Origin of the sequence: Labedella populi, assembly GCF_004078655.1 — a bacterium.
Classification (GTDB): Bacteria; Actinomycetota; Actinomycetes; order Actinomycetales; family Microbacteriaceae; genus Labedella; species Labedella populi.
Genome location: NZ_RZNC01000001.1, coordinates 667,794 through 682,684, shown reverse-complemented (window position 1 = coordinate 682,684; position 14,891 = coordinate 667,794). Strand labels below are relative to the sequence as shown.

At 69.2% G+C, this 14,891-nt stretch carries 15 protein-coding genes and 1 pseudogene; 4 read left to right on the top strand and 12 right to left on the bottom strand.

Annotated elements, in window-relative coordinates:
* Positions 1 to 19 precede the first annotated feature (19 nt).
* Positions 20 to 885: pseudogene (locus ELQ92_RS03420) on the top strand (IS5 family transposase).
* Positions 886 to 955: 70 nt separating this feature from the next.
* Here ELQ92_RS03420 and ELQ92_RS03415 read toward each other — a convergent pair.
* Together ELQ92_RS03415 and ELQ92_RS03410 are read right to left on the bottom strand one after the other, a co-directional pair.
* Positions 956 to 1,390 (bottom strand): hypothetical protein, encoded by a 435-nt coding sequence (locus ELQ92_RS03415; protein WP_243694846.1) that lies wholly within the window; start codon positions 1,388 to 1,390, stop codon positions 956 to 958.
* Between the two features lie 349 nt (positions 1,391 to 1,739).
* Positions 1,740 to 3,902 (bottom strand): ATP-dependent Clp protease ATP-binding subunit, encoded by a 2,163-nt coding sequence (locus tag ELQ92_RS03410; protein ID WP_128497551.1) that lies wholly within the window; start codon positions 3,900 to 3,902, stop codon positions 1,740 to 1,742.
* 117 nt (positions 3,903 to 4,019) lie between these two features.
* On the opposite strand from ELQ92_RS03410, the gene ELQ92_RS03405 reads away from it, so the two are divergent.
* Entirely contained in the window at positions 4,020 to 4,520 is a 501-nt protein-coding gene (locus tag ELQ92_RS03405; protein ID WP_128497550.1) for a 2'-5' RNA ligase family protein, read from the top strand.
* 27 nt (positions 4,521 to 4,547) lie between these two features.
* Here ELQ92_RS03405 and ELQ92_RS03400 read toward each other — a convergent pair whose 3' ends face one another.
* A complete protein-coding gene (locus tag ELQ92_RS03400) occupies positions 4,548 to 5,693 on the bottom strand; it encodes an NAD(P)/FAD-dependent oxidoreductase (protein WP_128497549.1) in 1,146 nt (381 codons plus the stop codon).
* Positions 5,694 to 5,831: 138 nt separating this feature from the next.
* On the opposite strand from ELQ92_RS03400, the gene ELQ92_RS03395 reads away from it, so the two are divergent.
* Positions 5,832 to 6,179, top strand: coding sequence for a DMT family transporter (locus ELQ92_RS03395; RefSeq protein WP_128497548.1), 348 nt, complete (start codon positions 5,832 to 5,834; stop codon positions 6,177 to 6,179).
* Positions 6,176 to 6,535, top strand: coding sequence for a DMT family transporter (locus tag ELQ92_RS03390; RefSeq protein ID WP_128497547.1), 360 nt, complete (start codon positions 6,176 to 6,178; stop codon positions 6,533 to 6,535). The genes ELQ92_RS03395 and ELQ92_RS03390 overlap by 4 nt, the downstream gene beginning before the upstream one ends.
* 232 nt (positions 6,536 to 6,767) lie before the next feature.
* On the opposite strand, the gene der is transcribed toward ELQ92_RS03390, so the two are convergent.
* The 9 genes from der to ELQ92_RS03345 form a co-directional block, all read right to left on the bottom strand.
* Positions 6,768 to 8,282 (bottom strand): ribosome biogenesis GTPase Der, encoded by a 1,515-nt coding sequence (der, locus tag ELQ92_RS03385; RefSeq protein WP_128497546.1) that lies wholly within the window; start codon positions 8,280 to 8,282, stop codon positions 6,768 to 6,770.
* On the bottom strand, positions 8,275 to 8,955 hold the full coding sequence (gene cmk / locus ELQ92_RS03380) for a (d)CMP kinase (RefSeq protein WP_128497545.1): 681 nt from the start codon (positions 8,953 to 8,955) through the stop codon (positions 8,275 to 8,277). The genes der and cmk overlap by 8 nt, the downstream gene beginning before the upstream one ends.
* A 4-nt stretch (positions 8,956 to 8,959) precedes the next feature.
* Positions 8,960 to 10,066, bottom strand: coding sequence for a prephenate dehydrogenase (locus ELQ92_RS03375; RefSeq protein ID WP_128497544.1), 1,107 nt, complete (start codon positions 10,064 to 10,066; stop codon positions 8,960 to 8,962).
* Positions 10,063 to 10,914 (bottom strand): pseudouridine synthase, encoded by an 852-nt coding sequence (locus tag ELQ92_RS03370; protein WP_424979608.1) that lies wholly within the window; start codon positions 10,912 to 10,914, stop codon positions 10,063 to 10,065. Before ELQ92_RS03370 ends, ELQ92_RS03375 begins: the two co-directional genes overlap by 4 nt.
* Entirely contained in the window at positions 10,898 to 11,569 is a 672-nt protein-coding gene (gene scpB / locus ELQ92_RS03365; RefSeq protein ID WP_424979606.1) for an SMC-Scp complex subunit ScpB, read from the bottom strand. Before scpB ends, ELQ92_RS03370 begins: the two co-directional genes overlap by 17 nt.
* The gene (locus ELQ92_RS03360) at positions 11,559 to 12,368 is read right to left on the bottom strand and encodes a segregation and condensation protein A (RefSeq protein WP_128497543.1); all 810 of its coding nucleotides are present in this window, start codon (positions 12,366 to 12,368) and stop codon (positions 11,559 to 11,561) included. The genes scpB and ELQ92_RS03360 overlap by 11 nt, the downstream gene beginning before the upstream one ends.
* Positions 12,352 to 13,245: a ParA family protein gene (locus ELQ92_RS03355; protein ID WP_128497542.1), complete on the bottom strand. Its 894-nt coding sequence runs from the start codon at positions 13,243 to 13,245 to the stop codon at positions 12,352 to 12,354. The genes ELQ92_RS03360 and ELQ92_RS03355 overlap by 17 nt, the downstream gene beginning before the upstream one ends.
* A 63-nt stretch (positions 13,246 to 13,308) precedes the next feature.
* Entirely contained in the window at positions 13,309 to 14,214 is a 906-nt protein-coding gene (gene xerD, locus ELQ92_RS03350) for a site-specific tyrosine recombinase XerD (RefSeq protein WP_128498014.1), read from the bottom strand.
* On the bottom strand, positions 14,211 to 14,846 hold the full coding sequence (locus tag ELQ92_RS03345) for an NUDIX domain-containing protein (RefSeq protein WP_128497541.1): 636 nt from the start codon (positions 14,844 to 14,846) through the stop codon (positions 14,211 to 14,213). Before ELQ92_RS03345 ends, xerD begins: the two co-directional genes overlap by 4 nt.
* Between the last annotated feature and the right edge of the window lie 45 nt (positions 14,847 to 14,891).

Here is a 14,891-nt window from a genome sequence, read left to right as displayed (position 1 = left end):
CGCGGGTGATTCTTGAGGTGTGTCGCGAGATGTCATTACGGACGAGGTCTGGGAGCTGATCCAGGACGTGTTCCCGCCGGCGAGGACGCGGGGTCGCCCGCCCGTGGATCGGTGCACGGTGGTCGAGGCGACGGCGTGGCGGTTCCGGACGGGATCGGCGTGGCGTGACCTGCCTGAGCGGTTCGGGAGCTGGAACACGATCTACAAGAACTTCCGTCGCTGGGCGGTCGACGGGATCTGGGAGGATCTGCTCAGCCACGTGCAGAAGCGGGCGTCGCTCGCAGGCGAGATCGACTGGGTCGTATCGCTGGACTCCTCGATCGCGCGCGTCCACCAGCACGGCGCGATCCTGCCCCGCGACACAGGGGGCTCCGTCGAACTACAAGAAATCCGGGCCCGAGCCTCCTGACCACGCGATCGGCCGGTCACGGGGCGGTCTGACGACGAAGATCCATCTTGTCTGCGACGGGCAAACTCGGCCGCTGGCGTTCGTTCTCACCGGAGGGCAGGTCGCGGACACGAGCATGCTCACTGAGGTACTCGACGAGATCCACGTCCCCGGCCGGGGACCTGCGCGTACGAGGCCGGACCGGGTGCTCGCGGACAAGGGCTACCCGTCGAAGAGGAACCGGGCGTGGCTGCGCGAGCGCGGCATCGAGGCCACGATCCCCGAGCGCGACGACCAGATCGAGAAGCGTCGGAAGAAGCCGGGCCGCCCGATCGACTTCAGCGACGAGCAGCAGGAACGCTACAAGGGCCGCAACGTCATCGAACGGTGCTTCAGCTTCATCAAGCAGTGGCGCGGGGCTCGCGTCCCGGTACGACAAAACCGCCTGCTCATACGCGGCCGGGCTCTGCCTCTCCGCAGCCTTGCAATGGATTTAGTATCACGGCCCATAGCTTCGAGGTCCGATCGGCGTGAGTGTGCTCAACTCGCGGATCCTACTGCGAGCGGTCAGTCGGTCTTCTGAATGGCCAGAGCCTCGAGAGCTGTCAGTCGGCGGTCCCGGTCGCCCGTGATCTCGGCGATCTTCGGGCGCTGGCCGATGAGGTCGGAGTCGCCGAGGAGATCGAGCAGGATGTCGTTCATCGTGTTTCGGAGCTCCAAGTGCTCGTCGATGCAGGCCTCGATGGGGTCGATCGCGGTGAGTGGCAGCACCACAAGCAGGTCGACGTGGCTCAGCGCCTCTCGAGTGATCTCTGTCGAGCGCTCGAGGAGCTGACGGGAGCTGGATGCTCCCGTCAGCTCCTCGAGAGCCAGCAGATACGCGAGAAAGTCGATGGGGCCACGCTCGGCGATGAGGTTCTCGGGCGACTCGAGTGGATCGAGTCGGTCGGCCGAGACCCGAAGCTGCGCGGCGAACGAGGCGGCGCTCGGGCTGTCCCACATCTCATCCACAAGATCGAACGGATCGGGCAACACAGCGAATTCCGGGTGACGAAGCGCGAAATCCGCAACCAATGTGCTCTTTCCGCTCGCGTGGGTCCCTGAGGTGACGATCCGCATATCGCGACCCTAGGGCACCGAACCCTCCGGTCCGCGCTCGCCTGCTCAAACGCGCGCGGACACGTCCTGGATCAGCTCCCAGACCTCGTCCGTAACGACATCTCGCGACACACCTCAAGAACCACCCGCGCGCCGCGCAACAACATTTAGCGACACGGCCTAGGGCCACGAAAAATCCCCTCTGTGCACGAAACCGTGTGCACAGAGGGGATTTCCTGTGGGTCGATTGGGGTCAGGCGGCGTGGGGCACGAGCGCCTTCACCGTCAAGACGTCCGCCGCCGGATCGAGGTCGACCCGGACCGTGTCGCCGTCCCGGACGCTGCCGTCGAGGATCGCGGTCGCGAGCCGGTCGTCGATCTCGCTCTGCATGAGCCGGCGCAGCGGACGCGCCCCGTAGATCGGATCGTACCCGCGCTCCGCGAGCCACGCTCGCGCGTCGGGCGTGACGGCGAGTTCCAGCCGACGCTCGGCGAGTCGGCCCTGCATACGGTCGATGTAGAGCTCCACGATCTGGCCGAGTTCCTCCTGCGACAGGGCCTGGAAGACGACGATGTCATCGAGCCGGTTCACGAACTCCGGCTTGAACGCCTGACGCACGAGACCCTGCACGGTCGCCTCCTTCTGCTCGAAGGGGATCGTCGGATCGACGAGCACGTGCGAGCCGAGGTTCGACGTGAGGATGAGGATCGTGTTACGGAAGTCGACGGTGCGGCCCTGGCCGTCCGTCAGGCGTCCGTCGTCGAGCACCTGCAGCAGGATGTCGAACACCTCCGGGTGCGCCTTCTCGACCTCGTCGAACAGGATGACGGAGTAGGGGCGGCGCCGCACGGCCTCGGTCAGTTGGCCGCCCTGCTCGTACCCGACGTAGCCGGGGGGCGACCCCACGAGACGCGATACCGAGTGCTTCTCGCCGTACTCGGACATGTCGATTCGGATCATGGCCTTCTCATCGTCGAAGAGCTGCTCGGCGAGCGCCTTCGCGAGCTCCGTCTTCCCGACGCCCGTCGGGCCGAGGAAGAGGAAGGATCCCGTCGGGCGGTTCGGATCCGAGATCCCCGCGCGAGACCGGCGCACCGCGTCGGCGACCGACCGGACCGCGCGCTTCTGACCGATGAGCCGCTTGCCGAGCTCCACCTCGAGGTGAAGGAGCTTCTCCGTCTCGCCTTGGAGCAACCGGCCGACCGGAATCCCGGTCCACGCCGCGACGACCTCGGCGATATCACTCTCGGTGACCTGGTCGCCGACCATCCGGTCGCCGGATGGCTCGGCCTCTGCACGCTCGGCCTCGATGATGGCCGCTTGCGTCGGTCGGACCTCTTCGTACTCGATGCGGGACGCCTTCTGGTAGTCGCCGTCGCGCATCGCGCGATCGAGCCGGACCTTGGCCTCGTCGAGCCGCGTCTTCAGATCACCGAGCCTGTTGAGCGACGCACGCTCCTCCTCCCAGCGGGCCTGCAAGCCCGCGAGCTCGGCCTCGCGCTCGGCGAGGTCGTCACGCAGCTTCGCCAGCCGCTCCTTGGACGCCTCGTCCTTCTCGCGCTTGAGCGCGAGCTCCTCGAGCTTCAACCGGTCGACGCTGCGGCGCAACTGGTCGATCTCGACCGGGGCCGAGTCGATCTCCATGCGGAGCCGGCTCGCCGCCTCGTCGATGAGGTCGATCGCCTTGTCGGGCAGCTGCCGTGCCGGGATGTAGCGACTCGAGAGCGCCGCGGCGGCCACGAGAGCGGAGTCGGCGATGGCGACCTTGTGGTGGGCCTCATAGCGCTCCTTCAGACCGCGGAGGATCGCGACGCTGTCCTCGACGCTCGGCTCCCCGACGAACACCTGCTGGAAGCGCCGCTCCATGGCGGCGTCCTTCTCCACATACTCGCGGTACTCGTCGAGGGTCGTCGCGCCGATGAGCCGGAGTTCGCCGCGCGCGAGCATCGGCTTCAGCATGTTGGAGGCCGCGACGGACCCCTCGCCGGCTCCGGCGCCCATGAGGATGTGGAGCTCGTCGACGAACGTGATGATGCGGCCCTCAGCCTCGTTGATCTCTTTGAGGACGGACTTCAGCCGCTCCTCGAACTGGCCGCGGTACATCGCTCCGGCGACGAGGGCCGCCATGTCGAGCGCGACGATCTCCTTGCCCTTGAGCGATTCGGCGACGTCGCCCGCGACGATGCGCTGGGCGAGGCCCTCGACGACGGCGGTCTTGCCGACGCCCGGCTCTCCGATGAGCACGGGGTTGTTCTTGGTGCGCCGCGTGAGCACCTGGCTCACTCGACGGATCTCGGCGTCGCGACCGATCACGGGGTCGAGCTTGCCGTTGCGGGCGACCTCGGTGAGGTTCACGCCGAACTGCTCGAGGGCGCTCTTCTGCTCCTCCTGGGGAGGCTGCTGGCCCGGTTGCATGTGTCTCGTTTCTCCTTGATTGAAGTTGAGTCCAAGTGACTCAAGTTTACCGCTTCATGGAGGGAAACACTACGGGGGGCCGCCGGCATTCCCATCGCGGGAGGGGAGAATGGCGGGGTGCGCAGCATCGAACTGACCCTCGACCCGACGACCGACGCGGCGGTGCGCGCGGAATGGTCCCTCCTCGCCGAGCACGGTCTCCCGAGTCTCGCGTCGCACGCCGCAGCGAGCAACGCACCCCACGTGACACTCGCCGCGGGGACGCGACTCGACGCCGGTGATGTCCCCCGCGTCGCCTTCGCGAAACTGCCACTCCCCCTACGCTTCAGCGCCCTGTCGACGTTTCCGGCCGGCCGTGGGCGTTTCGTGCTCGTCCGCAGCCTCGTCGTGACCGCCGAGTTGCTCGCGCTGCACGCCGCGATCCTCGAGACGGCGGACGATCCCGTCCCGACGAGCTCCCCGGGGGCCTGGACACCCCACGTCACACTCGCCCGTCGGATGACGGCTCAGCAGGTGGGCCTCGCTCACGGGGTGCTCGGCTTCCCGGCAGACGGCACACTCACGGCAGCGCGGTTCTGGGACGGCGAGACGAAGACCATCACACCGCTCGCCCCCTGACGCCCCTCCCCGATCCCGCGGCCGCGGTCACACGTCGAAGAGGCTACGCGGAACGGCTCGGGGCGGCGCTCCCGCGAAGCGCGCGAGCCCGAGTGACGCGACGTCGGCGTCCGGTTCCCGGCCCTCCACGAGATCGGCGAGGACGAGCCCCATGACCGCGGAGAACTTGAAGCCCGAGCCGGAGTCGCCACACGCGAGCACGACTGCCCCGTCGAGTGCGTCGACGACGAACCGTCCGTCGGGCGACGCGGTCCACGAACAGACGGCGGCGTCGATCACGTTCGGGGCGATACCCGGGAGATCGCGCACCACCCGATCGATCGTCTCCCGCGTCCGCGACGCGCTCGGCGTCCGGTCGAGGTCGCCATCGTACCAGTCGCGGATCGCGTCATCGATGCCGATCTTGTACCCGACGCCCGGGGTCGGCATCGCATAGATCCCGGGTTCCTCACCCCGCGGGGCGTCGACGAGGCCGGGCAGGTCGTCGGTGAGATGAGGAGCCGCCGGGTCCCCGACGTGCACGACCTGTTCGAGGACGGGGAGGAGGGGGAGATCGACGCCGAGCCCGCCGAGGAGCGCGGAGGCCCCCGGCCCCGGTGCGAGCACGACGACGTCGCCTTCGAGGACGCCGCCGTCGGCGAGGACGACCCGCGGACGGGGACCCGAGCGCTCGACGGCCACGACGACCCTCCCGAAGACGGTGATCCCCCCGTACGCATCGAACAGGGCGGCCTGAGCGATGAGCGACTCGGCGGCGAGCACCGAGCCGCCGTCCGGAGTCCACACCGCGCCGCGACCGTCGGGGCGCAGCCCGGGGAAGAACCGTTCGACGTCGGCGGCGTCCACGAGGGTGTGCTCGACGCTCTCGTCGGCGAGGGTTCCCGCGAGGCGGTCGAGTCCGGCGTCGTCCCGCCAGAGGAGCCCCCGACGCACGAAGACGCGACGCCCGGAGCGCTGTTCGAGCCGCTCCATCGCAGCGAGCCCGCGCCGCATGAGCCGCACCTTCACGGGATCGGGGTCGGCGAACCGCCACAGTCGGGTCGGACCGGATGACGACGCGAACGTATTACCGACGCCGTAGCGGTCGACGAGCGTGACGTCGTGTCCACGCGCCTGCAGTTCTGCGGCTGCGGGAAGACCCCAGGCGCCGGCCCCGACGACGATCGCTCTCATGACTCCATCCTGGCGTCTCCGACCGGATTCGGCGATCGCAAGACCCCTGTCGCCGATCCTCGCGTCGGCCGTCGGTGAGCGCCGGTGCTAACGTGCCGATCGGGGCGACGCGCGCCCCGATCACCCATCGGAGGAAGAGTGTCCGCCTGGTTGCTTCTCGCCGCCGCGATCGCCGTCGAGGTGACGGCGTCCCTCTCCCTCAAAGCAGCGCTCGACGCGCCCGCGTTCTACGTCGTCGTCGTGGTCGGATACGTCGCCTCGTTCGCCCTCCTCGGCCTCGTCCTCCGCGCGGGCATCCCGCTCGGAGTCGCCTATGGGATCTGGGGGGCACTCGGCGTGGCGGCGACCGCTCTGCTCGCCGCAGTCCTCTTCGGGGAACCCCTCACGCCCGTCATGCTCGCCGGACTCGCGCTCATCATCGTCGGCGTCCTCTGCGTCGAACTCGGGTCGCAGCGCGCCACCGAGCGGAAGCGGGCGCGCTCGTGACGGCCTGGCTCTTCCTCGCCGGAGCGATCCTGACCGAGGTGACCGCGACGCTCTCGCTCCGCGCGGCCGTCGGCGGCGGCGACTCGATGGAGAGTGAGGGGAGCACCCGACGCCGCCGGGGCTGGTATGCGGTCGTCGCGGCCGGCTACGTCTCGGCGTTCTCGCTGCTCTCGCTCTCGCTCGGCGCGGGTATGCCCCTCGGTATCGCCTACGGCGTCTGGGCGGCTGCGGGCGTCGCGATCACCGCGGTCGCGAGCGCCCTCCTCTTCAAGGAACCCTTCACCGTTCTCATGGCCACGGGCATCGCGCTCATCATGGGGGGCGTCCTCCTCGTCGAGCTCGGCGCCGCCCCCTAAACCAGAGGGCTACACCCGCTCGAGGGCGCCACGTAGAACAGGCACTCTCGACACCATACTGCCGCCCTCGTGCGCCTCCTCGGCCATTGGGGAAGAGGAGTTGACTGAGGACGGGCTCGTCCTTCTGCACCGGAGACGGAACGCTGAGGGTGCGCGTGGGGTCGAAGGCGCCACGAACGCACCGAGGGCGCCAGCCGTAGCTGGCGCCCTCGTGCGGGTGTAGCTCTCTGGGTTAGGAGCGGCGCTGGCGCTTCTCCCGCACGCGCATGTTGACCTGAATCGGAGTGCCCTCGAAACCGTAGATCTCGCGAAGGCGGCGCTGGATGTAACGGCGGTAGCCCGGGTCGAGGAAGCCCGTCGTGAAGAGGACGAATGTCGGCGGGCGGCTCGACGCCTGCGTACCGAACAGGATGCGCGGCTGCTTCCCGCCACGCAGCGGGTGGGGGTGCGACTGGGCGAGTTCGGCGAGGAACGCGTTGAACTTGCCGGTCGGAAGGCGCGTGTCCCACGACTCGAGCGCGAGCTCGAGCGCCGGGACGAGCTTCTCCATGTGGCGTCCCGTGCGCGCCGAGATGTTGACGCGCGGCGCCCACGAGACGTGCGCCAGATCCTGTTCGATCTCTCGCTCGAGGTAGCGGCGGCGCTCGTCGTCGAGCAGGTCCCACTTGTTGAAGGCGAGCACGAGCGCGCGCCCCGACTCGAGGACGAGGTCGATGATGCGGACGTCCTGCTCGCTGATCGGCTCGGTCACGTCGATGAGCACGACGGCGACCTCCGCCTTCTCGAGAGCCGCCGATGTGCGGTGCGACGCGTAGAAGTCCGCGCCCTGCTGCAAATGGACCCGGCGACGAATGCCCGCCGTGTCGACGAAGCGCCAGAACTTACCGGCGATCTCGACCTGCTCGTCGACGGGGTCGCGCGTCGTGCCCGAGAGCTCGTTGACGACGGCACGCTCCTCGCCCGCCGCCTTGTTGAGCAGGCTCGACTTGCCGACGTTCGGGCGACCGAGGATCGCGACGCGACGCGGACCGCCGACCTCCTCCTTCGCGACCGCCGACACTTCCGGCAGCGTCTTCATGATCTCGTCGAGCAGATCAGCAACACCGCGGCCGTGCAGCGCCGAGACGGGCTTCGGCTCGCCGAGCCCAAGCGACCACAGCTCGGCGACGTTCGGCTCCTGCCGGACGTCGTCCACCTTGTTCGCGATGAGGAACGTCGGCTTGCCGGCGCGACGCAGGAGCTTCACAACCTGCTCGTCCGTGCTCGTCGCGCCGACGTTCGCGTCGACGACGAAGAGGACGAGATCCGACAGATCGATCGCGACCTCGGCTTGCGCCGCGACGGAGGCGTCGATGCCGCGCGCATCCGGCTCCCAACCGCCCGTGTCGACGAGAGTGAAGAAGCGCGTGTTCCATTCGGCCCGGTACGAGACGCGGTCGCGCGTCACGCCGGGTGTGTCCTCGACGACGGCCTCGCGGCGCCCGAGGATCCTGTTCACGAGCGCCGACTTTCCCACGTTCGGACGCCCGACGATCGCGACGACCGGGAGCGCCGGAAGATAGCGGATGGCGTCCGGGTCGTCTGAGACGGCGTCGAGGACGGCGAGGTCCTCCTCGTCGAGCTCGTAGTCCGCGAGACCACTGCGGAGGGCCGCGGTCCGCTGGGCGGCGAGCTCCTCGTCGAGCCCTCCGAGCTTCTCGGCCAGACCGTCGTCGTTCGTGTCGGGCTCGTCGTAATCGTCAGCCATGGGAAGTCCTTGTCGTTTCGCGCGCGATCACCTCGAGCACGGCATCGACGGTCTGGTCGAAGTCGAGGTGGGTGGAGTCGACCGTCACGACGCCGTCCGCGGCGGTGAGGAAGTCCACCACGCGGGAGTCGGCCCGGTCACGGGAGCGGAGCTGCTCCCCGACGTCAGCCGCCGACTCGGTCGTGAGTTCGGCGGAGCGTCTCGCCATTCTAACCTCTTCGGCCGCCGTGAGCAGGATCCGTGCGTCGGCGTCGGGGGCGACGACCGTCGTGATGTCCCGTCCCTCGACGACGATGCCGGGATGCGGCGCCGCATCGATGGTCGAACGGAAGATCCCGGTCACGAACGTGCGCACCTCGGGGACGCGGGCGATGGCACTCACGACACTCGAGACCCGCGGTTCCCGGATTGCGTCGGTGACGTCGGCGTCCCCGACCATGACGACGGGTTCGCTCGGATCGATCGAGATCGAGTAGTCGAACGCGCCGAGCGAGGCGAGCACGGCGTCACTGTTGTCGGGCGCGATCCCCCGGTCGAGCACGTACCACGCGAGAGCACGGTACGCCGCCCCCGTGTCGAGGTAGTCGAAGCCGAGCCGGCGCGCTGCGGCCTTGGACACGCTCGACTTGCCGCTGCCGGCGGGACCGTCGATCGCAACGATAATGTCGGCCATACTGCTACACACTCGCAATCCGCCAGCCGCGCGCTTCGAGGTCGGCGACCGTGCGCTGCTGGACTTCGGGGAGGACACTGATCTCGGCGAGACCGATCTGCGCGCCGGGTGAATGCTCGAGACGCAGGTCCTCCATGTTGACACCGATCTCGCCGAGCTCGGAGAGGAGACGCCCGAGTTCACCGGGGGCGTCATCGACCATGACGACGATCTGCGCGAAGCGGCGGTCCTGGCCGTGTTTGCCCGGCAGGCGGGCGACACCCGCGTTCCCCGCCGCGATCACGTCCGCGATCTCGCGCCGGGAGCCCGGCGCGTCGGGGTTCCGGAGTGCATCCGCGATGCTGCGGAGGTCCCCCACGAGGCGGTCGAGTACCTCGACCACGGGAGCGCCGTTCGCCGCGAGGATCTGCACCCACAGTTCCGGCTGGCTCGACGCGATCCGCACCGTGTCACGGAGACCCTGACCGGTCAGGCGGACGGCCGCGTCCGGAGCGCTCACGAGCTGCTTCGCGAGCGCGCTCGACACGATCTGGGGGACGTGGGAGACGAGGCCGACGCTCGCGTCGTGCTCCTCCGGCGTCATCTCGATGGGGACGGAGCCGAGGTCGAGAGCGAGGTCCTCGATGAGCGCAAGCGCGTCGACGGGGGTCTCGTGGTCGCGGCAGATGACCCAGGGCCGGCCGAGGAACAGGTCGGCCCGGGCCGAGATCGCTCCCCCGCGCTCGCGCCCGGCCATCGGGTGCGAGCCGATGTAGCGCACGAGGTCGACCCCGCGCGCCTGCAGTTCGCGGAACGGAGCGAGCTTGATGCTCGCGACGTCCGTGACGACGGCGTTCGGGAAGCGCGCGAGCTCCGCCTCGACGACGTCGGCCACCACGTCCGGCGGAACGCACACGACGACGATCGCGGGATCGTCGTCGGGGCGTTCCGCTCGGCCGGCCCCGTAGTCGATCGCGAGCCGCAACTGGCTCGGCGACGCGTCGGCGAGGATGGCGTCGACGCCGTTGGCCCGAACTGCGAGGCCGATGCTCGCACCGAGGAGCCCCGCGCCGACCACACGGATCTGCCCCGAGAGCCGGGGGGCACGCCCGTCGCGCGACATGTCGTTCATCGGGTCCCCCGCTGCGCGCCGTCCGTCGGCTTCGTTCCGGCCGCATCCTCGGCCCCCGCACCCTCGGTCCCCGCATCCCCTGCACCCCGAGAGATCGTCAGGAGCGCGCCCAGCTCGTCACGCGTGAGTTCCCGAACGGCACCGGAGCGAAGCGTCCCGAGGTGCAGCGGGCCGAACTGGCGGCGCACGAGATCGATCACGGGGTGACCGACGGCCGCGAGCATGCGCCGCACGATCCGATTCTTCCCCGAGTGCAGCGTCAGTTCCACGAGCGAGGTGCCGTCCGACTTCCCGGAACCGGCGGCGAGGACTCGGGCCGCGTCGGCGGACGTCGTCCCGTCCTCGAGCTCGACGCCGTTCTTGAGCTTCTGGATGGTCTGCGCCGACACGGCGCCCTCGACCTTCGCCACGTACGTCTTCGATACACCGAACGACGGATGCGCGAGCACGTGCGCGAGGTCGCCGTCGTTCGTCAGGACGAGCAGGCCCGAGGTCTCTGCGTCGAGTCGTCCGACGTTGAAGAGTCGCTCCTCGAACCCGTCGGTGTAGATGCGCAGGTCGGGGCGGCCGCGCTCGTCGTTCATCGAACTCACGATGCCCCGCGGCTTGTTGAGCATGAGGTAGCGCTTCGACGTGTCGAGCTGGACGGCCCGGCCGTCGACCGACACGAGGTCCGTCTCGGGGTCGATCCGTCGCCCGGGTTCGGTCACGAGTTCGCCGTTGACGGTCACTCGCCCCTCGGCGATCAACTGTTCGGAGACGCGGCGGGAGGCGACGCCGGCGGCTGCCATGACCTTCTGGAGACGCACGCCCTCCGGCTCGGCGAACGGGTCATCGGACATCGACATCGAATCCCTCCTGTCCATCGGCGAGCAGCGGCGAGATGAGCGGCAGCTCGTCGAGCGAGTTGATCCCCAACTGATCGAGCAGCACGTCGGTCGTGCCGTAGTTGATCGCTCCCGTCTCGCTGTCGGTGAAGAGCTCCGTGATGAGGCCGCGGCCGAGGAGCGTCCGTACCACCGAGTCGACGTTCACGGCGCGGATCGAGGCGATCGCGCTCCGCGAGATCGGCTGCTTGTAGGCGATGACCGCAAGGGTCTCGAGCGCCGCTTGCGACAGCCGCGACGGGTTCTGCTGGTTCACGTAGTCGGCGACGAGCGTGTCGTAGTCGGCGCGCACGTAGAAGCGCCAGCCGCCCCCGACCTCGCGGAGCTCGAAGCCCCGGCGCACCGTTCCATCGACGCCGTCGAAGTCGCGCGCGAGCCGTTCGACGGCCGCGCGGACCTCGGCGACGGGGCGACCGAGGGCCGTCGCGAGACCGACGACGCTCTGCGGCTCGTCGGCGACCATGAGGAGCGCCTCGATCGCCCGCTCCACGTCGACGTCGGCCGGCGCGATCGCGACGGGTGTCGCGATCTCCTCCGGCTCCCGACCCGGCACGTCGTCCATCACCGAGGCTTTCGGCACCGGGTCGGCGGGCGCCCGTGTGGACTCATCCGTCATAGTCTGCTCCCAGGTTCGCGAGGTTCTCGTCTGTCCAATTCTCCGCGGTCCAGCGCACCGTCAGCTCCCCGAGCGGTTCGAGCTGCTCGAACGAGATCGATGCGTGCCGGTAGAGCTCGAGCACCGCGAGGAATCGGGCGATCACGACGCCCTTCTGATCGGCGCCCGCGACGAGCTGCCGAAAGGTGAGTGTCTCGCCGTGCCGCAGCATCGCGACGACGTGCGCCGCTTGCTCCCGGATGCTCACGAGCGGGGCGTGCAAGTGGTCGAGCCCGACGACGGGGATCTCCCGAGGCGTCAGGGCGAGCGTCGCGAGGGCCGCGAAGTCCTCGAGTGTGAGCGTCCAGACGAGCTCGACCGTGCGCTGCCGGTACTTCTCCTCGAGTCGGACCGAACGGGAGTGCCGCGTCGACTCGGCGTCGAAGCGAGACTGGAACCAGGAGGACGCCTCCTTGAATGCTCGATACTGCAGGAGCCGCGCGAAGAGGAGATCCCGGGCCTCGAGCAGAGCGACGTCCTCGGCGTCGACGAGTTCACCCTGCGGAAGGAGTCCCGCGATCTTCAGGTCGAGGAGTGTGGTCGCGACGACGAGGAACTCCGATGTCTGGTCGAGGTCGGCGTCGTCGCCGAGGCCCCGGAGGTACGAGAGGAACTCATCGGTCACGACCGACAACGCGATGTCGGTGATGTCGAGCTCGTGCTTCGTGATGAGCGAGAGCAGGAGGTCGAACGGCCCCTCGAAGTTCGCGAGCTCGACCCGGAAGCCGTCCGATTCGGTGCGCTCAGGCGACGGCGCCACGCGCCACCAGTTCCCTCGCGAGCTGCCGGTACGCCTTGGCGGCGGGGTGCTCGGGAGCGAACGACGTGATGGGGGTGCCCGCGACCGAGGCGTCCGGGAACTTCACGGTGCGTCCGATGACCGTTTCGAGGACGTCGTCACCGAACGCCTCCACGACCCGCTCGAGCACCTCGCGAGAGTGGAGCGTGCGCGAATCGAACATGGTGGCGAGGATGCCGTCGAGTTCGATCGCGGGGTTGAGCCGGTCGCGCACCTTCTCGATGGTCTCGATGAGCAATGCGACACCGCGGAGGGCGAAGAACTCGCACTCGAGCGGAATGAGGACGCCGTGGCTCGCGGTGAGCGCGTTGACCGTGAGCAGGCCGAGCGACGGCTGGCAATCGATGAGCACGACGTCGTAGTCGCCCGTCACCTGCCGCAGCACGCGCGAGAGGATCTGCTCGCGCGCGACCTCGTTGACGAGGTGCACCTCGGCCGCCGAGAGGTCGATGTTGGCCGGGATGATGTCGAGCCCGGGGATCCGCGTCTCCTGGATCGCCTCGGAGGCCGGCCGCTTCGGGTTGAGGAGCAGGTCGTAGATCGTGAGACCCTCGTGCGTGCCGATGCCGAGTCCGGCGGACAGCGCACCCTGCGGGTCGAAATCGATGACGAGCACCCGGCGACCGTATTCGGCGAGCGCCGCGGCGAGACTGATCGTGGTCGTCGTCTTGCCGACGCCGCCCTTCTGATTGCAGAGCGAGACGATGCGCGCGGGACCGTGACCCGAGAGCGGAGGCGGCGTGGGGAACTCGCGGAGCGGACGACCGGTGGCCCCGGGCTTCGGCGCCGCCGACGCATCGGTCGACGCGAAGAGGGCGGTGTCGTCAGCTCTGGCCACGGGCGGCTCGCTCCAATCGGTTCTGGTGCTTGGATCGATTGTAGTCGCCGCGAAGGCGCCGACTCAGCGGGCGCGCGGGTGCGCGGCCGTGTAGACGTCGCGCAGGGAGTCGGCCGTCACGAGCGTGTAGATCTGCGTCGTCGCGACCGAGGAGTGACCGAGCAGCTCCTGCACGACACGGACGTCGGCGCCGCCCTGGAGGAGGTGCGTCGCGAACGAGTGGCGCAGCGTGTGCGGCGACACGTGCGCCGTCAGCCCCGCACGCTCGGCGGCGGCCTGGAGGATCAGCCACGCACTCTGCCGCGAGAGTCGAGCACCACGCATCCCGAGGAAAAGAGCCGGCGTCGCCACCCCCATCGCCGAAAGCACGGGGCGGCCACGGACGAGATACGCATCGACGGCCGTGCGGGCGTACCGCCCGAGCGGGACGATGCGTTGCTTGTCGCCTTTGCCGGTCAACCGCACGATGTCCTCGTCGATGACGTCGTCGACGTTGAGTCCGACGACCTCCGAGACCCGCGCGCCCGTCGCGTAGAGCAACTCGAGGAGCGCGTGGTCGCGCAACGCGGCGACGTCCTCCCCCTCGGTCGCGGCGAGGAGGCGCTCGACCTGATCGATGGTGAGCGCCTTCGGCAAGCGGCGCCCGAGCTTCGGCGGACGGACGTCGCGCGCGACGTCGCCGTCCACGTCCCGCTCCTCGAGAAGGAAACGGTGGAATCCGCGGACGGACGACAGCACGCGTGCGAGCGACGACGGCCCCAGGGGCCGGTCCTCACGCCTCGAGAGGGCCCGCGCGTAGCCCGTGACATGGGTCGCGAGCACGTCCCGCGGCTCATCGATCCCCGCGGACTCGAGCCACTCGACGTAGCCGGCGAGATCGCGACGGTACGCCGACACCGTGTTGGCGGACAGCCCCCGCTCGATCTGCACGTGCCGCAGGTAGTCATCGACGGCGCGTGCCAGGGTCACGGTGCCGGACGCCGCTTCGGGTGCCGGTCCCACGGGATGTCCGCTGGTGCGAGGGTCGCCCAGCCGCGCGCGCGGGACGCGTGGGCGGCGAGCACGCCGATCGCGAGCGAGGGGTTCTGGAGGCGGCGTGCCAGCACGGCGTCGACGACATCGTCGAGGGCGACCCACGCCACCTCGATGTCCGCCTCCTCCTCGGCTCGCTCGAAATCACCGTGGGAGGCGCTCACGTCGCGGGCGACATAGATCCGGATGACCTCGTTGTTGCCACCCGGGCTCGTCGCGAACTCCGACAGGACGTGCCAGTCCTCCGCGCGGAGGTCCGCCTCCTCCTCGAGCTCGCGCTGCGCGGCGACGAGCGGGTCTTCCCCGTCGACGTCGAGAAGCCCAGCGGGGAGCTCCCACTCCCGGAGACCGACGGGGTGGCGGTACTGGCGGATGAGCAGGACACGGTCGTGATCGTCGAGCGCGAGCACCGCGACGGCCCCGGTGTGATCCATGTATTCGCGGGTCACGGGACTGCCGTTGTAGTCGAACGTGTCGCGGCGGATGTCCCACACGAGGCCGTCGAACACCCGCTCCGACGCCGTGACGTCGACGGGGAATGCGGTGTCCTCGAGAGGCGAATCGGTCATGGCGTTCCCTTCGTGTCACGAGCGTCGTGCGGGGGCCGATCGGTC